Source organism: Segatella copri (assembly GCF_009495355.1).
Taxonomy (GTDB): domain Bacteria; phylum Bacteroidota; class Bacteroidia; order Bacteroidales; family Bacteroidaceae; genus Prevotella.
Genome location: NZ_VZAD01000066.1, coordinates 1 through 19788, shown reverse-complemented (window position 1 = coordinate 19788; position 19788 = coordinate 1). Strand labels below are relative to the sequence as shown.

Genomic DNA, 19788 nt, shown 5'->3' with positions numbered 1-19788 from the left:
AATCTCTATGTTAATCAAGAACAAACTATTATTGGCCTTGGCTGTGGTATCGCTGCAGTCGATGGCACGAGAGTCGGTCGACCTTTCTTCGTTAGGGTGGAACATTACGCTCGACACCCAGGCTCAATGGAACAGCGACGAACTGTATGTTTCGCCCGTCAATGTTGCTGCGCTCCCCGTTCATCAGCCCACAGGAGGATGGCAGTTGCTCGACGCTCCCCAGAAGCGCAACGTTCAGCTGCCTGCCACTGTCGAGGGAGAGCTGTGGGGATGGAACGGACAGACCTACGGTGTGACAGGAAACTATGTGGGCGTATCGTGGTTCAACACCTCGGTAGACGTGCCTGCCAACTGGACAGGCAAGCGCATCACCTTGCAGTTTGATGCCGTACGCTTTCGCGCCGAGGTGTTCGTCAACCACCAGCTTGCAGGTTACGACCTCGTCAACAGTACCCCTTTCTCTATCGACATCACCCCATACGTCAAGCTGGGTCAGAAGAACGATGTCGCCATCCGCATCACCGACCCTAACGGAAACTTCAACTGGAAAGACTCGCAGTGCTATGCGTGGGGCAACTATCTCACCAATCCCTCGCATGGTTTTGGCGGCATCACGGGTCGTGTGCATCTGTGTGCCACCGACAGAACGTACATCGACGACGTGTTTGTCGAGAACACCCCTGTCCCCTCTGTCGTGAAGGTTCATGTTGCGGCAGGAGGACTTACTGCCGACACTCCGTTGGTGATGGAGTTGAGGGAGCGTGGCAGCCAGAAGGTGGTATGGCGTCATAACGACCAGATGACCACAGCCGAGAAAACCATCGAGGCGTCATTGCCACAGGCCAGACTGTGGAGTGTCGACGCCCCCAACCTGTACGAACTGACCTTGAGGTTGGGCAACGACGAGGTGAAGAAGCGTTTTGGCTTCCGTTGGTTCGAGGTGCGCACGGTGAAGGGCGACAAGCAGTTCTACCTCAACGGCAAGCGCATCACCCTCGTGACCGCCATATCGTGGAGCTTCTGGCCCGACAACGGCATCACGCCGTCCAGGGAACTGGCCTACAAGCAGGTGCGTGACGCCAAACAACTGGGCATGACGATGCTCAACTTTCACCGCACCATCGGCAACACCGATGTACTCGATGCCGCTGACGAACTGGGACTGCTCTATTTCGAGGAGCCTGGTGGAAACCAGTATCCCGCAGGCAAGTTTGATGACGGAACTCTCTATACCAAGTTCTACTTCGATTATCGCAACGAGAAGCTGGCACGCATGATTCGCCGCGACCGTTCGCACCCATCGCTCGTCATCTACAACTTGCACAACGAGCGCGGAGCGTCTCCGCAGGCTGAAGACCGACGTGAGATGCAGATGGGACACCGACTGGATCCTTCGCGCATCCTGACCTACAACTCGTGCAACGGCAAGAACCCCGAAGGAGAGCCCGACGATCACTTCAAGCTGCACCTGATGCCCAACGATACCACTTTCTACAACGTAGGGTGGTGGGACAACCATCATGCCGGAGGCCCCGGTGTCTATCACGACTATATATATAAAGGTAAGGACAACTATCTGCGCTACTCCGCCAACAAGGGCGAGATCGTATATTGGGGCGAGGAGGGAGCCATCGGCACACCACCACGCCTGCAGCTGATACGCGATGAGATTTTGCGCACCGGACGCACCACAGGATGGGAAGCCAAAGACTACCTCGCCTGGTACGATGCCTACGATCAGTTCCTGCGCCAGCGTGGCTTCAGCAAAGCCTTCCCCTGTGTCGACAGTCTGACCAGACAGATGGGCAACGTGGCTTACTACTATCAGGGACGAGTGATAGAGAATATACACATCAGCAACACCGTCGATGCCTACGCCGTCAACGGATGGGAATCAATGAAATTGGAGAACCACTCGGGCATCGTCGACAACTACCGCAACCTGAAGGGCGACGCCGACCTCATTGCCCGTTACAACCGCCCTCTCTACCTGGCAGTAAAGCTGACCAATAAGGTGCTGGCTGTAGACGATACCACCACCACCGATGTGTACATCGTCAATCGAAAGAACGTACACGGCACGGCACAGTTGGTGTTGACCGCCCGTGATGCCAAAGGGCGCCTCTTGGCTCAGACCAAGCGCAAGGTGAAGGTGAGTGGTGGTGTAGTGTATGGCGAGAACCTGATGACCGGATGGCAGTGGAAGGTGACAGGCTCTGGCTATGTCAGCGTCGACGCCAAGTTGGTGCAGCAGGGCCGCACCGTGGCAGCAGGCAGCGACCGCATCTATGCCGTGGCCATGAACGCCAAGAGCATAGAGGGCACGTGCGTGGTGGCAGATACCACAGGAGTGCTCGCCGCCTATCTCAAGAGTCAGGGCATACAGACTACAGACTATAAGGCTGGTCGTCCGCAGGGCGATTTCATGATTGTGGGAGCCTTTGAGCCAACCCAGTTCGGCAGTGGCTACAGCGACATCCTCGAATGGGCAAGCACAGGCCACACGGTAGTCATCGTCGACAATCCCCTGCGCTGGGCCGACCTGCTCAGCGATAAGGAGCTCATGGATTACCGGGGCTTCAAGCAGTTGGGGCGCTCCTGGTACGGAGGCAACTTCTTCTGCCGGTCACACCCCATCTTCGAGGGCTTGCCCACCGACTGTGTGTTCAACTGGGAGTATCAGTGCTTTGCCGCCTATAACCGCCGCCGCGTCGGTCTGCGCGACATGAATGGCGAGGTGCTCGTAGGCTGTGTGTCCGACCATCGCAAGGAGGTGTATTCAGCCCTCTCCGAGATAGCCGTAGGCAGAGGACGCGTGCTCATCACCACGCTCGACATTCCTGCCTGTCTGCGTGGCACAGCCGCCTATAACAAGAAGGTGGACCTCGACGGTATGAACGAATCGATGAATACTTTCAACACGCAAGGCATGAACAAAGCCGACGCCGTAGGCCGCCAGCTCTTACTCAACATGCTGCGTTACGCCTCTGGAAAGAGTAGCCAGCAGGCCCAGTAGCATGGTGCTTTTTATACGCCTAAGTGTTAGTGTGAATCATACCATCTCGTGCAGATGGTATGATTTTTTATGATAATAAAAAAATCGTAACGGAAGAAGATAAATTAACTTCCGTTACGATGATAAGGTCTGCTTACTTCGCTGCCAATACCTCAACCTCTACCAAGGCCCCCTTGGGCAACTTCTCTACAGCTACGGCAGAGCGGGCAGGGAAAGGCTGGCTGAAGAACTCGGCGTAAACCTCGTTCATGGCTGCAAAATCGTCCATGCTGTCCAAATAGACAGTAGTCTTCACCACGTGGGCGAGGTCGGTGCCGGCAGCCTTCAGGATGTTCTGCGCGTTGGTGAGCGCCTGGCGGGTCTGCTCCTTGATGCCACCCTCTACGAAATTACCCGTTGCAGGGTCGATAGGAATCTGACCCGATGCAAATACGAAACCATTAACTTCAATAGCCTGGCTATAAGGTCCTATAGCAGCAGGCGCGTTGTCTGTGTGAATTGCGTTCATAATTTTTACCTTTTAATTTTTTATTTTTTACTTTTTTACCTTTTTACTTTTAAACAATATACAGGTGGAAGCCCTTTTCTTCGAGCGCCCCCTTGATTTCCTTCACGTGATCAGCATCACGGGTCTCCATGGTGAGACGCAGCACACACGAGTTCACCTTCTGGCGGTTGGCAGAACGGTCATGGTGCACACCTGTGATGTTTCCACCCAAGCTTGCTATCACCGAGCACACTTCCACCAGTTCGCCCGGTTTGTCGTCGAGCTCCATCTCGATGGTGCATAGGCGTCCGCTCTTGGCAAGACCACGCGTAATCACACGGTTTAGAATCGTCACATCGATGTTACCGCCGCTCACGATACAGATAGTCTTCTTGCCCTTCACCGGCACCTTGTTGTACATCACGGCAGCCACACTGGCAGCACCGGCGCCCTCAGCCACCATCTTCTCGCTCTCTATCAGTTTCAGGATGGCAGCACAGATCTCGTCCTCGCTCACCGTCACAATCTCGTCTACGTATTTCGAGCAAGTCTCAAAAGTCAGCTTGCCAGGCTCCTTCACAGCGATGCCGTCGGCCACAGTTGCCACCGAGGGCAGTTTCTCCTGCTTGTGGTCGTGCAGACTCTGCACCATGCTGGCAGCACCCTCAGCCTGCACACCATAAATCTTGACATTCGGGTTGAGCGACTTGATGGCAAACGCCACACCCGAAATCAGTCCGCCGCCGCCCACAGGCACCACGACAGCCTCCACCTCGGGCAGCTGGTCCAGAATCTCCAGGCCAATCGTCCCCTGACCAGCAATCACGTTCTCGTCGTCGAAAGGATGTACAAAGGTGTAGCCGTGCTCGTCGCGCAGCTCCAGTGCCCTCTGATAAGCATCATCGTAGACTCCCGGCACCAGACACACCTCAGCGCCCAATCGCTTGGTAGCCTCCACCTTCGATATAGGAGCGCCCTCGGGCAGACATATCAGGCTCTTCACACCCATGGCAGTAGCACCGAGCGCCACACCCTGGGCATGGTTGCCCGCCGAACAGGCTATCACACCCTTTGCCTTCTCTTCTGGAGTGAGTTGCGAAATCTTGTAGTAAGCACCACGAATCTTAAACGATCCCGTCTTCTGCAGACATTCCGGCTTCAGAAACACATCACTCTCTGGGTTGATTCGCGGAGTGTGAACCAGCTCAGTCTTTCTAATCACTTTGCTCAGCACGAAGCGAGCCTTGTAGAAATTGTCCAGCTGTAACATATTATATTATTTCATTAAATATTCAAAAACCTCTCTATCGCCACAGCTACACCGTCCTCCTCGTTCGACAGCGTTACGTAGTCGGCGTCGGCTCTCACCTCTGGCGCAGCATTCGCCATGGCCACACCCATTCCCGCCAATCGCAGCATACTCAGGTCGTTGTATCCGTCGCCGAAGGCAATCATATCCGCAGGCGTGAGGTTCACTTTAGCCAACAGTCTCAACAGCGACTGCGCCTTGTCGATGCCCTTCGGCACCAGTTCCAGGAAGAAAGGCGCCGATCTGAACACATCCATCTTGTCGCCCAGCTGTTCAGCCAGTTCCTCCTCGGCAACGATCATCGTTGTCGGTTCTCCCGTCATGAGCAGTTTGGTGGGGTTAGGCTCCAAGTGCATCAGCAGGTTGTCCACACGTCTGATGTTCATCTTGTTGATGCGCGACTCCTCCTTCACGTAAGGGTCGTCGGGCATTTCCGTCACGATCTCGTTTCCGGCGTAGCCCAACAGAGCATGTCCCTTCCGCTTGGCGTATTCGTAGATGACGGGGATGGCAGATGGCGGCAGGTGCTGTGCGAAGCATTCCTGCTGTGTGCCCCAGTCCACGATTTTTCCACCGTTGTAAGCCAGGATGAAACCGCCATGTGTGTCGAGCTTCAGCTCGTTGGCAAGCGGCACGATGCCATAGGTCGGTCTTCCCGAAGCCAGCACCACGATGGCACCCTCGTGCTGTGCCTTGAGTAGCACTTCACGTGTTTTGGGAGTTATCACCTTGTCGTGGTTGGTGAGAGTTCCGTCTAAGTCGAGTGCGATGATGCGGTAGGGCAAGTGTGCCTGATTTCTGTTTTGCTGTTTGTCCATATCTTGTCTTTTTGCTTGCAAAGGTAGTGCAAAACGAAGACAATACAAAATAAATTCGTTTATTTTTATTGAAGTTTCGCAAATGAGGGAACTTCTGTCAAACATACAAAAAAACGCTCCCTCGACATAAGAATGTGAGAGGAGCGCCAACCTTTGTCAGAAAAGGGGTTTAACAGACATAATTTTCCTGATGATGTTATGACACCGTCGTGTCATTAGGCAAAATATCTTGTTTGGCAAAGTTAAGCATTTCTTATGAAAGTGCAAACACAGAAAAACTCACATCGTGTCTAAATGGGTGCAAGGAGTGCTTATGCTGTCGGAAAACGTGCCTATGTGGTAAAAAATAATCGTAAGTTAGAAGATAAAAGCAAAGAAAGTTTGTAGTCAAGGCTTTGTCGTTTCAAAAAAAATGATTAATTTCGCAGCAGATTATTTGGAATAAAAAAGTAGTGAAAACATATCTGAAGTACATGATCTTGGCGACAGTGAGCCTGTGCTTGCTGTTTGTGGCGGCTTGTAGTCGGCAGGAAGGAAAGGCTGTGCCCGATGCCGGGCAGCTCCTGTTGCAGCAGCTTGAGGACTCAATAGGTGCCAAGTCGCCGCAAGCCCGACAGATGATTCTCAAGGCTATGGCTGAGGCGCCCGACAGCATCGCTTACTATGAATGCTATGTAAGGATGGGCAAGATGTACTGTCTTTCTGCCACTCCCGACTCCATGGCACCTTATCTGAAGGCGACAATCAACTTTGCCAAGAGACAACCCTCATCGTCGAGGTGCAACGCTTTGTTGGCTTATGCTTATAATTGCCAGGCTGTCAACCTGCACAACTTCCACAAAGACCCCGACGAGGTGATCAGGCTCTATCATCGTGCCGACTCGCTGTTGGGGGAGAGTAATCTGCAGAGTCAGCGCCCACTGGTGTGTGCCAATCTGGCTGACGCCTATCTCTTCAAGAATCGCCGCGTAGAGGCTGCCGCGTGGTACAGAAGAGCACTCTTCCTGGTGGATTCGCTCGAGCTGCCCAAGCAAGACAACGTGACGCTCTACATGGGTCTTGCCACCATCTATCAGCAACTCAACGACTGGAAAACATCGCTGCGCTACTATCAGCAGACGGAGGCTTGCATGAAATCCATGTCGGTGGGAATGCAGGCTTATTTTCTGAACAACTATGGCAACTACTATTATTACGCCAAGGACTACGAGGCATCGCTCCGGAAGTTCGTCGCCCTGAAAAGCCTGTTGGAGAAACATCACATGCAGGACAATTTCGATATGTTCATCTGCAAGGTAAACCTGGCGGATGTGTATCTGAACCTCAATCGCCTCGACTCCACAGCTCATTATCTTGACGAAGTGGAGCCCTTTGCCAGCCGCACCAACGATGCGCTGATCACCTACTACTGCAACACCATACGTATAGGCCTGGCGGTGAAGCGTGGCAACATGGCAGAAGTGAAGTCGGTCCTCGACACGGAGAAGGGAATTGACACAGCCAACATCGCCTTTACGATGAGACAGGTGCGCAACAATTACCTGCGGCGCTACTATGAGTCGACGGGCAACTACCGCATGGCTTACGACAACCTGAGAGAGGACATGAGGAAGAACGACTCCTTGGAGCACAACCGCATCAATATGCGGGCCTCGGAAATCATGGAGCGATTCACGCAGGACACACTGAAGCTGCATCATTCCCTGGAACTCGAACGAAAGAATGTCGACATACAGCAGGCGCATGCCACAACCTTTGCCGTCGTGTCGGCTGCATTGGTGCTGGCACTGATATTCGCACTGTGGATATTGCGTACGCGAAAGCGCGACCTGCAGACGAAGATGAACATCATGAAACTGAGGCTGGGAAGCGCACGCAACCGCATCTCGCCCCACTTTGTGTTCAATGTGCTCAACAATAAGATTGTACACTCCGAACAGCAGGAAGCACACGAACTGCAGGAGCTTACCCGACTCATCAGAGCCAACCTCGACATCTCGTGCCAGCTGGCTGTAACCCTGGGCGATGAACTCGACTTCGTGAACCAGTATGTGAAGGTAGAACAGCAGTTGCTGAGCGATGACTTCGACTTTCATATTCATATCGCTCCCGATGTATATATAAATAAGGTGAAGATACCCTCCATGTTTGTGCAGATACTGGTAGAGAATGCCTTTGTGCACGGACTCAGAGGATGGGAAGGACACAAGCAACTCGACATCAGCGTGGAGCGCAGGCAGAAGATGATACGGATAGCCGTATGCGACAACGGACCCGGTTTCGATATACGAAGCGTGGGACGCAGCAAGCGCACGGGGCTCAGCATCATCACGCAGACCATAGCCATCGTGAATGAGCGCAACAGAAGCAAGATGTCCTTCGCCATGACCAACAGGAAAGACGAGGCGGGTAACGCCCGTGGATGTGAGGCTGTCATCATGGTGCCAGACGACTTCCGACTGGATTTCTAAACCCCGAAAGTAAAAGAAAACAAAAACCAACATCACATACAGCTCATGAAAACAATCATTATCGACGACAACAAGGATGCAGCCCGAAGCCTGGCAGAGCATCTCGCAGATTACGACGAGGTCAGCGTGGCAGGCATCGCCTACAACGGATTCGACGGACTCACTATGGTGAGCGAGCATCAGCCCGACCTGATATTCCTCGACGTACAGCTGCCCGACATCTCGGGGCTCGACTTCCTCGACCGTGTCGACATCTTCACGCATGGACGCTGCCGTGTGGTGATGTACACCGCCTATGATGAGTTTGTGCAGCCTGCCTTCCGCAAAAAAGCCTTCGATGTACTGCTCAAGCCCATAGACGGGAAAGAACTGGCAACGGTAATGGGCAGACTGCAGAAAGTGACAGCCGCAAGCGACGGCAAGAAGGAAATGCAGGACGGCAAGAAGAGCGACGACAAGTTTCTGCTCTATACCAACACCGTAGACTTTCGGCTCGTGGACAAGCGCGACGTGTGCCTCTTTCAGTACAACCATGAGGTGCGGTGCTGGGAGGCTGTGGTGGCAGGATGCAAGACTCCGGTGAGGCTGAAGCGCACACTGAAGAGCGAGGAACTGCTCGATTTCGACAGCCAGTTTGTGCAGGTGAGCCAGCGATGCATCATCAATATGAACTATCTCATCGAGGTGGTCGACAACGTGTGCCATTTCTATCCACCCTTCGAAACGCTCACTCATGTAAAGGTGGGGCGGTTCTATCGGCGCAAACTCATAGAGAGGTTCAGCAGTCTGTAGACAACCCCCGTCATTGTGTGAAAAATCACTATCGTGAGCTGTTTTGTGCCAAAAACTACTATTATGAGCAGTTTTGTGCGATTTTATTATAAAAAATCGTCAATATGTTAGCCATTTGCCAAGAATTTTGTAATTTTGCACCGCAAACTTTAAACAAACAATAAAAGAATGGCTAATTTGAGATTTGAGGTTGTAGCCGAGGCCTTCAAGAAAAGACCTGTAGAGGTGGATGCTCCCAAGACAAGACCTTCGGAGTATTTCGCCAAGTATGTATTCAACCGCCAGAAGATGTACAAGTATCTTCCATCCGATGTGTACGAGAAACTCATCGACGTGATAGACAACGGTACTCGACTGGATCGTTCCATCGCCGACTCTGTGGCAGCCGGCATGAAGCTATGGGCAGAGGAAAACGGGGTAACACACTATACGCACTGGTTTCAGCCCCTCACGGAGGGAACAGCTGAAAAGCACGACGCCTTCGTAGAGCACGACGGAAAGGGCGGCATGATAGAAGAGTTCTCCGGAAAACTGCTCGTACAGCAGGAACCTGATGCCAGTTCATTCCCCAACGGAGGTATTCGCAACACCTTCGAGGCGCGTGGCTATTCGGCATGGGATCCAACATCGCCGGTCTTCATCATCGACGACACACTGTGCATTCCTACCATCTTTATCTCTTACACTGGCGAGGCTCTCGACTACAAGGCTCCGTTGCTGCGTTCGCTCCACACACTGAGTGAGGCGGCTACCGACGTGTGCCATTACTTCTATCCACAGGTCAAGAAGGTGCAGACCAACCTGGGATGGGAACAGGAATATTTCCTTGTGGACGAAAGTCTCTACTCGGCACGCCCCGACCTGATGCTTACTGGGCGAACCCTTATGGGGCACGACTCTGCCAAAAACCAGCAGATGGACGACCATTACTTCGGCACCATTCCAGAGCGTGTGCAAGCGTTCATGAAAGACCTGGAAATCCATGCTCTCGAGCTGGGTATTCCCTGCAAGACACGCCATAACGAAGTGGCGCCAAACCAGTTTGAGCTGGCTCCTATCTATGAGGAGTGCAACCTCGCTGTCGACCACAACATGCTGTTGATGAGCTTGATGAAGCGTGTGGCTCACAAGCACAGCTTCCGAGTACTGTTGCATGAAAAGCCATTTGCCGGTGTCAACGGCTCGGGCAAGCACAACAACTGGAGTCTCTGTACCGATACAGGTGTGCTGCTCCATGCTGCAGGCAAGACTCCCGAGGACAATCTGCGCTTTGTCGTCTTCATCGTGGAAACCCTGATGGGCGTGTACAAGCACAACGGTCTGCTCAAGGCCTCCATCATGAGTGCCACCAATGCGCACCGACTGGGTGCCAACGAGGCTCCTCCAGCCATCATCTCATCTTTCTTAGGCAAGCAGCTCACCGACCTGCTCGATCATATCGAGAAAGCCGACAAGGAAGAACTCTTTGCCCTGGCAGGCAAGAAGGGTGTGGAGCTCGACATTCCGGAGATTCCTGAGTTGATGATCGACAATACCGACCGCAACCGCACCTCTCCATTCGCCTTCACCGGCAACCGATTCGAGTTCCGTGCCGTAGGCAGCGAGGCCAACTGTGCATCGTCGCTCATCGTGCTGAATGCAGCTGTAGCCGAGGCGCTGCAGAACTTCAAGACAAGAGTTGATGCACTCATCGAGGCAGGCGAGGACAAGACTTCCGCCATCATCGACGTAGTGCGCGAGGATATCAAGACCTGCAAGCCCATCCGCTTCGACGGCAATGGCTACAGCGACGAGTGGAAGGAAGAAGCTCAGAAGCGCGGACTCGACTGCGAGGCGTCCAGCCCCGTTGTCTTCGACCGTTATCTCGACAAGGAAAGCATCGACATGTTCGCCAAGACCAATGTGATGAGCGAGAGTGAGCTGAAGGCGCGCAACGAGGTGAAATGGGAAATCTACACCAAGAAGATTCAGATAGAGGCCCGTGTGATGGGCGACCTCTCGATGAACCACATCATTCCTGTGGCAACCCACTACCAGAGCCGTCTGGCAAAGAATGTAGAGGGCATGATCAATATCTTCGGCGGAGAGGAAGGCAAGAAACTCACCGCTCGCAATGTGAAGATTATCCGCGAGATAGCCGAGCGCACGCAGACCATAGAGACTGGAGTTGAGGCACTGGTGAATGCCCGCAAAGTGGCCAACAGAATAGAGAGCGAGCGCGAGAAGGCAGTGGCTTATCACGACACCGTGGCGCCTAAGATGGAGGAAATCCGTTATCAGATCGACAAACTCGAGCTTCTCGTAGCCGATGAACTCTGGACACTGCCAAAGTATCGCGAGCTGCTATTTATCCGCTGATGTATTAAGAATAAGCACACAACATATTCATAAAAAGGCTGACTTCATTTCGAAGCCAGCCTTTTATCTTATAGGGAAGCCACCGCCATTCTAAAAGTTCTTACCAGTGCCAGAGTCCATAAACTCAGCATTAGAGAAAGTGAAGTCAGCCGAGTTCGACACACCGAAGAGATCGCCGGTGGTGTATTTCGTCACATAGTTGGTTTTCAGATGAACGTTCTCAAAGGACAGACTCTTCAGCAGCGTACCCTCCGAGTCCAGCATCTCCACATCCACCTTGATATTCTCCTCCTCCGCCGAGCTTAGGAAGACATAAGCGTTAAACCGGGAATAAGTATTGCTCATCGCGATTGTCGGAGTCACCACGCTCACGTCAGCCGCCAGACCTGTCGTAGGATTCCATTTGTTGCTGCAGTTACCCGAAATGCGGAACTTCATATTCTTCACCACATCCGTCGTGGCACCAGTATTTTCAATGGTAAACTTAGCCACAGAACGTTTCATATTACAATTAAAAGTATTGTTTCCTTCCTTTACCATTATCTTCTGGCAAACAGCCGCCATGTCTGTCACCTTGTTGGGGAAGACAACCTCCGTCACAGAATTAATCTTCACATCGGCATTCTTACTGGCTACAGCTACCATATCATATTCACCCATAGGAACCTGCATACTGACATGACCGAAGTTGTCTGCCATTTCAGCCTTCACCTGTCTGAAGACGATAGTTTTGCCCGTGCCATTGGTAGGGATCAGAGAAATATCCAAGTAAGTAAACGGGCTGTTCTTCAAAGCAGTACTCGTACTGCTTTCGTCTGCTCGAGTCTTTGCCTGAGAATTCTCCAATGACTGCATGGTCACTTGGTAAAACGACAAGCTAACTTGCTGGTTCGCTACATGGGATGATTCATTACCATCACCGTTTTCGGTTGTACAACCGGCACTAACTAATAGTGCAATAGCCATGAATAGGCTGTTAATTGAAAACTTTAGATTCATTATCTTAAGTTTTAGGTTATTAAAAAGTATCGAAACTTTTTCGGTACATGCTTCAAAAATAAGAATTATTAATAAGAAATTACTATTTAAACCTTTTAAAACCGATTTATTTAATATAATTTACACCGATTTTATAAATATTTATCTAAAAATAGCATTAAAAAATAAAAAAGTATCTATATATGCCGTTATGCTCGATGAACAATGAGAGCGAGCCTCGGGCTGCCAGCTCGTGCGGTGTGTCGGTCTCGAAACGCCCAGGGCTAAGAGCTTCTGCCCTTCAGGCAGGGTGTGTTGCTGCTCGGTACTGGCAGCTGTCCCAGAAAAGCCCCTTTTCCTATTCCATCTCCCATATCGGCATAACCTCAATCCTTATTCCGTCTCGTTCGAAGGTCTCTCGTTGGGAGAAAGTGATGATTTTTCCCTGTTTGCAGCCTGTAACGGAGGAGGCAGCTATCAAGCCTCCTATCTCTCGTTCTACGTTATCATCATTCAATGTCCAGCAGACTTGTATCAGCTCAGCTACATGCTCGCCCTTTTTCACAACGAAGTCGCATTCCTTCGATTCATAGAAGTAGAATATCCCGTCCTCTTCTCCAAGCGTTCTCTCCAAGTTGAGATAAACGATATTCTCCAAAGCCTTGCCTGCATCTTCGCTCTCAGGCAATAATACGGCATTGCGCAGGGCAATGTCTGCCACATAATACTTGGCAGGAGCAGAACGCTGTTTTACCATCGACTTATCGTATTTTTCCACTTTGCGAAACATGAAAATGTTGCAAGCATAGTCGAGCCACAGATAGAGGGAATCCTTGGAGACCTTTAAGCCTTGCGATTTCAAGTCGTTATAAATATTGTTCACGCTGGTCGGCTTCGTGAGTTTGTTCATCACACGCTTTAAGAAATAACGCACCACCGAAGGAGAAGCTCCGATATGATAATGCTCCACCATATCCCTGAAGAGCATGGTGTTGAAGTAAGACTGCAGGATTTTGACTTTTTCTATCTTGCTTTTTTCGAGAACAACCTCTGGAAAACCGCCCTCCTCGCAATAACCGCGGAAGGAGACCGCCATCTTTGCCTTGCCAGCTTCGCTAAATGGATTTGCCTTGATGCCTTTGAACGCCAAATATTCCTTGAAACTCAAAGGATACTCGCGATATTCGTCAGGCCATCCTCGCAAAGCGGAAGCCATTTCTTCTGAAAGCATCTTGGCTGTGCTACCTGTTACATAGATATGCTTGCAATAATTCTTATACACCCGGAGAACAAAGAGTTCCCAGCCCTCTATGAGTTGTATCTCATCAAAAAACATATAAACATCCTTAAGCGATGTGTCAGGATACATTTCACGATAAGCTTGCAGTAATTCATCGAAGTTTTCGGGCGACATGGAGAGAAAACGTTCATCGTCGAAACCTACATAGAGGATGCGCTCTTTTGGAATTCCTTGTTGTAGCAGGCGATTAATCGTAAGTCCCAATAATGATGACTTTCCGCAACGGCGAATGCCAGTAACAGTCACGATGCGGTTTCCATCCAACGGAAGTTGGGTGCTTCTCTCTTGCAAGGCAAAAGGTAATTCCTCTTGGTGCAAGGAAATGATTGACTGAAATGTGCTGCGTAGTTCCATTTGTGTACCTTCTTTATTACTGATTATTTTATTGTTAATATGTAGATTCCTACACTCGGTTGCAAAGACACAAACTTTCCTTCTAAAAAGGAAAGAAATCGGCAATTATTTCCTTTTAAAAAGGAAAGTTTCTGTTTTTATCTAAAATCTCTTTTCTATTTCAAAACATTGTACTACCTTTGTGCTATCTAACCAAATCCGAGAAATAATTTGCTTTAAAATGCTCTAATCCGAAAAATATGTATGAAACTTGGATAGTTACTATTCTGTTTTTTCATACATTCTCATTGCATCTCGATGTAAGTCGTGTATCTGTTCAGCCAACCATTCTGGTGAGAGGATTCTCAATTGGCTTCCCCGGCTCATTAAATATCCAAAGAAATCTACGGTAGGGCGCATGGTAATTTCGAAATCCATATAGTTGTCGCCTTTTGCGATAGCTTTTTGAGTTGCATGGAGAGGTAAGTCTTTTACCCGGTACTGTTCGTAATCGTAAGCTCTAAATTTAATTCGTTCAACAGTAGTTCCGTCGCCAATCAGCACTCCGTAATATTCCTTGAAGTAATCTTGAGCGTTGAAGTCTTGAGTTATCTCAAATTTGGTATCTGTGGATTCTATGCTTTTGATTCTGTCAAGTGAGAATAGGGCATAGTAATCCTTTACTTCTTGGGATTCTGCTTCTGTATAATGGAAGTGCCCCAATACATACCAACGTTGCTTATGCAATTTTATGCAATATGGCTCGATAGTATAGCTTTTGGCATCTGTATTGCCATACCTCTTGTAAAGAATGGTTATCTTGATATTTCGTTTCATGGCATCAAGGATTAGTTTGAGGTTTTCGCCTTCATAGGGTACAGTTTCAAGCACAATCCTATCTTGAAGCGATACACATTCGCTAATAATATTATTGGATGCAAGTGTGGCTAACATCCAGTTTTGTATGGAGTCAGACTCTAATGCTTCAGGATTTCCAATAGAATATTTATATCCGTTTTTTCTGTTGCACTCGATATATATGCCAAAAATGTCTTCTATGGCATCTTTGTGTCGATTGAAGGTTGAACGAGCCAATTCTATTCCTTCGCTCATGTCCGTTTCAAGCCATTTCTTTTGAATATCTGCAAAAGAAATAGCTCGGGCTTTATTGATGGTGTTTACCAACCAAATGTATTCTTTGAATTTCGCTTGAGTTCTCATGTTATATACGATTTTATCTACATTAAGTAACGAGATTTTTGCGTTTTTATTGATTTATGATACATTTTTCTTTAAAAAAGAACTTGTCCTATAATTTGATACAAGTTTTTCTTATCTTTGTGCCGACATAACAAATAAATTCATAAAATATGAACTATGATGAAGTAAAACTACGCCGTTTGATAGGTAAATGCCAATGGACTTTTGCCAAGACAATGCCAACGTGTCCTCATGAGTACATTGTGAGGAATAAATGTGCCTTGTCTGATGAGGAATTCGTCTTTTTTGTGCAGTCACAAAGAGAATTTGGTGTTCCACAACAATGGTGGAAATATAATTTCCCCTATCTTCATATTGATGGATATAAGTATTGGACGATGGGAGATACCATAGAGAATACTATCATTATCAATAGGGCGAAAGACGATAATTCGCAAATACATATAGTTGAGCAACAATCAGTTGAACAACAATCAGTTGAACAACAATCAGTAGAACAACAATCCCAAAAGGATAAACTTACGTTGTCTATAACTACTATTGGTGATTTGCTTCTTCGTCAAACGATTTCGAATGGCGGGGAACCCATTAATGGTGTGAATCTGTCGATTCCGATCTATCAGCGTCCATATAAGTGGACTGCTCGTAATGCAATACAGTTGCTTGATGATATTATCGAAGCGATGAATGACAATAAAGAAAGTTATAGGGTAGGTACTCTGATTCTTCATCGAGCATCAAGCCAAGGCTCGTATGATATAGTTGATGGATTGCAGAGAATCATTACGTTTTCTTTGTTGCTAAGGGCTTTGGGGAAGAACGATATAGCTTTTCTCCAGCAAGAATTATATGATAATGAGTATAATGCCCGTAATATATCCAATAATTATCGAGCATTGGAACGACGCGTCAGCAAACCTGATTTGAAAGAAAGCCAACAACAGAAAGAAGACTATTATGTAAAGGAACGAGAGTGTAGAAGACTGGAAGAATTTGTTGAGAGTAGATGTGAACTTATTGTTGTTGTCACATCTGACGTTTCTGAAGCCTTTCAGTTCTTTGACTCTCAGAATGCTCGTGGCAAAGCTCTATATCCACATGATTTGCTGAAAGCTTATCATTTACGTGAAATGATTGGTATAGAGGAGAATGAGGTTGAAAGAATCGTCAAGGGATGGGAACAAATATCTCAAAGTGGTTTGGCAGATTTTTTCGGAAACTATCTGTATCGTATCAAAGAATGGGTAAATGGCAATAGGGCAGAAGTGTTGGATGAACGTAATATCCACATGTTCAAGGGGATTACTCGTTCTGCACGGACTCCTTATGCTCAATTCTATAAGAGTGCTTATTGTTATGCAGATATGGTAAATTCTTCTGCTATGCCATTCGTTTCTGGAACTCGCAATATCAATGCATTTCAATTGGACGCTCCAATTATAGCAGGCAAACCTTTCTTTGAATATACGAAGCATTATTATGCCATACTAAAGGACATTCAAGATAATAGTAAGTACGAGGGGTTCTATATCAACGACAATATTATAGTGAAGACATTGGATCGCTATTTCAAGAAGGGAAAAGGCAATGGTATTGCCCGGTTGCTGTTTGATACCTCGGTACTCCTGTATGTAGATAGGTTTTGTCCGGAGTCATATCCAACCAAAGAAGATATGGAGCTGTTTGAGCAATTTGTCGTTTATGCCTTTGTTTGGGCTTATTCGCTTAGAGCGCAATATACAAATTTGGGATGGCTTTCTGCTCAGAATTTCATTATGGAAACTAATGAGAATTTGAAGAATTCATTTAATATGTACAAGTTGATAGTTAGGCAGGATACTCCCACTACATTACTCAGCGTGTTGGCAGATAAGCTAACTCCTTTGTCTGATAGCGACTTAAAGGATGGAAAAAAGAATGGCAGAACACATGCCGAGAATTTGGATGGGCATGATGGCGATGGAGTCTATCTGAATTATCTCCATTTCTTTAAAGTTAATCGTTTTTTATAAATAGTAGAAGACAATGAAAGATTTGAAAAGTATTTTGAAAGAGTGTTCTATCAGGGAAATCTATTGTGATAATCATGGAGCACCTATTACATACGAAATTCCTGTCTACCAGCGTAACTATGCGTGGGAACGAGATGAAATCTGTGCTTTGATAAAAGATGTCCATGATTCTATGGATGTGGGCAAAACGGTTTATTACATAGGGACTCTTGTTACTTATAAGCGTGATGAGAACAAATATGAGGTGATAGATGGTCAACAACGTTTGACTACGATTTTCCTCATACTTAGAGCTTTGGGAGTGCAGAACATTTATAATAGCTTGACTTATTCGGCACGAAAAGCTTCTGCTTCGACGATAGAGGCATTATCAGGGCGTGGAGAGAAAGATGACCTTGGCAAGATGCCTGACCTTGGTGAGATGCCTGACCTTGGTATCAAGAATGGTTTCGAGTCTGCAAAAGCAGGATTGAATGAGATTGTTGGTATGGCTCAAACTGATGTGGATAAATTCAAAGAGTATTTCTTGAATCATGTCCATATCATACATTATCGAGTGCCGAAGGATGTGGATTTGAACCATTATTTTGAGGTGATGAACTCTCGTGGCGAACAGCTGGAGAAGCATGAGATTGTTAAGGCAAAATTGAGTAAGCAATTTATCGGGGATAATACCTCAATGGAGAAGTTCAGCCATATCTGGGAAGCATGTAGTGATATGTGCTTCTACGTTCAGCAAAAAATGTCTGATATGAAAACTGTTTTTGGTGAGAACATGGATAGTTTCGTCTTAGAGTCGTTTGATGCATTTGCCGATATGCCAGCTAATGCAGGTAATTCTTTGGGTAGAAAAACAATTGCAGAGTTGTTGAATACTCCTGTTAAGCCAGTGCCCCAGAGTACGACGTTAGATGAAAATGATAGATTTCAACCAATCATAGACTTTCCTAATTTCCTCTTGATTGTGTTGAAGATTACGAGGATGAAGGAACAAGGATTTGATCCTTTGAAATTATCTCTTGATGACAAGGAACTGCTTAATGAGTTTGAGAAGATTACCATTACGGCTGATTTCGTAAAGCGGTTTGCTTATAATCTGTTGAAGGCTAAGTATTTCTTGGATAATTATGTGGTTCATCATACGCTCGGTGAGGACCGTATTTCTGAAAATCCGTGGAAGTTGCAGCGTTACTATAAAAATGGAAATGCTATCTATCTGAAGGATTTGTCGGAAGACAAACCTGTGCAGGCAGAACTGGTACAGTTGCTATCTATGTTCGAGGTAACTTTTACGGCGAAGCAACGCAAGAACTACCTGTTTTATTGTCTGTATCATTTGTTTGAGAGCGATAATATTAGTGATTATCTCGTCTTTATGAGAGATTTGGCTGATAAGTATTTCTTTGATGTGTATCTGAATGCGGAAAAACTCAATGAAAGAAACCAGCCAAAGCCTAATAGCTTTGATGACACGATGATACGAAATGGACATCTGAATGTAGAACTGGAAAATGTAGAACGAGACTTTAATCGCATCTATCCTAAGGGAGCGCCCAATATACCTCTCTATGTGTTTGATTATACAGACTATAAAATATGGAGAAAGTATGCGGAGGAGCTACGTGGAGAAAAAGCTAAGAAAGGAGATGCAAAACGTATCGGATTCTTCCAAGATTTGGGATGTAGTGATTTTGAATTAGAGGTATTTAATAACTTCTATTTCTCTCGAACTCGTAAGAGCCTTGAACATTATTATCCTCAGGCTAAGGCTGGTAGCGATAAACCTGTCAGCTCAGAAGACATCAATTGTTTTGGAAACTTTGCCATGATAGGTTCCGATGCTAATAGTTCCGGTTCAGACTGGAATCCAATTGATAAGAAAAACCGTTATTTGGATTCAAAGTCAAATCAAGTAAGTACAGCATCTCTAAAGTTCAGAATCATGTTGCAAATATGTCAAGACAATTATGATGATGGGATTAAGAATGAGACGGCTAAACGTCCTTTTGGTTTGGAATGGAATGTGGATGATATGAATGAGCATCAAGAAAGAATGCTTAAAATCGTCATGAAAAGCTAATAGTATAAGCTGCTGATTATTTCGTAAATAAGGGACAGGAAATCTCCCGAAGCCTGCATCCGAAGACCGACGTGTGAGCGGCGTATCCTGTCCCTTTGTAGGTAAGCACAGAAAGGTCAAGGCCACGTCGCACCATACAGGTCCCTACGACCTGACTCGATATTAGGGTTAGCTTTCGACACAATTCTGTGCTTGTTGGTTTTGCTTGATGCGAATGGTTAAGCGAATTTGGTTCTCGTAATGGGCATCTTCGTTGATTTTGCTGATGCGGCATTCAAAGATAGATGCCCACCCCATTTCCAATAATTGGGCAATCTCTGTATTGGAAGTGCGAGGAAGATAGCCTAGCAGATATTCCTCTTTCTCGTTGTTATCTGCCACCTTTGAGTAAACCACAGCGACTGCATTCTTGTCGTATGGGTTCTCTTGGTCTCTTTGTAATTCAAGCAGAGTACCGACCTTCAACTCTTCCCAAACTTCATTGGCATCATGATATTGGCGACCTGCGAGATGACATTCCTTGAAAAATAACTTTTTCTTCTTCATAACTTTGCAATTTTACCCCAATTCGGGATAACCGAGTGTTTAATACGATATAAATGCAGCGTGAATA

The 19788-nt window shown here is 47.4% G+C and carries 13 protein-coding genes; 6 read left to right on the top strand and 7 right to left on the bottom strand.

All coding sequences use genetic code 11. The features are described 5' to 3' along the window. The first annotated feature begins 7 nt into the window (after window positions 1-7). Entirely contained in the window at window positions 8-3016 is a 3009-nt protein-coding gene (locus F7D20_RS08770; protein ID WP_158463718.1) for a glycoside hydrolase family 2 protein, read from the top strand. 133 nt (window positions 3017-3149) lie between these two features. Here the strand turns inward: F7D20_RS08770 and F7D20_RS08765 are convergent, their stop codons facing one another. The 3 genes from F7D20_RS08765 to F7D20_RS08755 are packed head-to-tail and all read right to left on the bottom strand — an operon-like array spanning window position 3150 to window position 5630. Then, the gene (locus tag F7D20_RS08765; protein ID WP_022252684.1) at window positions 3150-3524 is read right to left on the bottom strand and encodes a RidA family protein; all 375 of its coding nucleotides are present in this window, start codon (window positions 3522-3524) and stop codon (window positions 3150-3152) included. Between the two features lie 49 nt (window positions 3525-3573). Then, complete coding sequence (gene ilvA / locus F7D20_RS08760; RefSeq protein WP_158463717.1) at window positions 3574-4773, bottom strand: threonine ammonia-lyase; 1200 nt, start codon at window positions 4771-4773, stop codon at window positions 3574-3576. A gap of 14 nt (window positions 4774-4787) precedes the next feature. Further along, complete coding sequence (locus tag F7D20_RS08755) at window positions 4788-5630, bottom strand: Cof-type HAD-IIB family hydrolase (protein ID WP_228114151.1); 843 nt, start codon at window positions 5628-5630, stop codon at window positions 4788-4790. Between the two features lie 452 nt (window positions 5631-6082). Here F7D20_RS08755 and F7D20_RS13230 point away from each other — a divergent pair, with 452 nt between their 5' ends. The 3 genes from F7D20_RS13230 (at window position 6083) to F7D20_RS08740 (ending at window position 11251) form a co-directional block, all read left to right on the top strand. Continuing rightward, window positions 6083-8101, top strand: a complete 2019-nt coding sequence (locus tag F7D20_RS13230) for a histidine kinase (RefSeq protein ID WP_158463716.1) — start codon at window positions 6083-6085, stop codon at window positions 8099-8101. A gap of 45 nt (window positions 8102-8146) precedes the next feature. Next, the gene (locus tag F7D20_RS08745; RefSeq protein ID WP_158463715.1) at window positions 8147-8893 is read left to right on the top strand and encodes a LytR/AlgR family response regulator transcription factor; all 747 of its coding nucleotides are present in this window, start codon (window positions 8147-8149) and stop codon (window positions 8891-8893) included. Window positions 8894-9061: 168 nt separating this feature from the next. Then, window positions 9062-11251, top strand: a complete 2190-nt coding sequence (locus F7D20_RS08740; RefSeq protein ID WP_158463714.1) for a glutamine synthetase III family protein — start codon at window positions 9062-9064, stop codon at window positions 11249-11251. Between the two features lie 90 nt (window positions 11252-11341). Here F7D20_RS08740 and F7D20_RS08735 read toward each other — a convergent pair whose 3' ends face one another. The 3 genes from F7D20_RS08735 to F7D20_RS08725 form a co-directional block, all read right to left on the bottom strand. Next, window positions 11342-12217, bottom strand: coding sequence for a hypothetical protein (locus F7D20_RS08735; RefSeq protein ID WP_158463713.1), 876 nt, complete (start codon window positions 12215-12217; stop codon window positions 11342-11344). A gap of 370 nt (window positions 12218-12587) precedes the next feature. After that, window positions 12588-13883 carry an ATP-binding protein gene (locus tag F7D20_RS08730; protein ID WP_158463712.1) on the bottom strand — a complete coding sequence of 432 codons (1296 nt, stop codon included), beginning with the start codon at window positions 13881-13883 and terminating at the stop codon, window positions 12588-12590. 261 nt (window positions 13884-14144) lie between these two features. Beyond that, window positions 14145-15083, bottom strand: a complete 939-nt coding sequence (locus F7D20_RS08725) for a helix-turn-helix transcriptional regulator (RefSeq protein ID WP_158463711.1) — start codon at window positions 15081-15083, stop codon at window positions 14145-14147. A 149-nt stretch (window positions 15084-15232) separates the two neighbouring features. On the opposite strand from F7D20_RS08725, the gene F7D20_RS08720 reads away from it, so the two are divergent. Then, window positions 15233-17095, top strand: coding sequence for a DUF262 domain-containing protein (locus tag F7D20_RS08720; RefSeq protein WP_228114150.1), 1863 nt, complete (start codon window positions 15233-15235; stop codon window positions 17093-17095). Between the two features lie 13 nt (window positions 17096-17108). Further along, window positions 17109-19175, top strand: coding sequence for a DUF262 domain-containing protein (locus F7D20_RS08715; protein WP_158463710.1), 2067 nt, complete (start codon window positions 17109-17111; stop codon window positions 19173-19175). 168 nt (window positions 19176-19343) lie between these two features. On the opposite strand, the gene F7D20_RS08710 is transcribed toward F7D20_RS08715, so the two are convergent. Then, a complete protein-coding gene (locus tag F7D20_RS08710) occupies window positions 19344-19721 on the bottom strand; it encodes an HIRAN domain-containing protein (RefSeq protein ID WP_158463709.1) in 378 nt (125 codons plus the stop codon). Window positions 19722-19788: the final 67 nt, after the last annotated feature.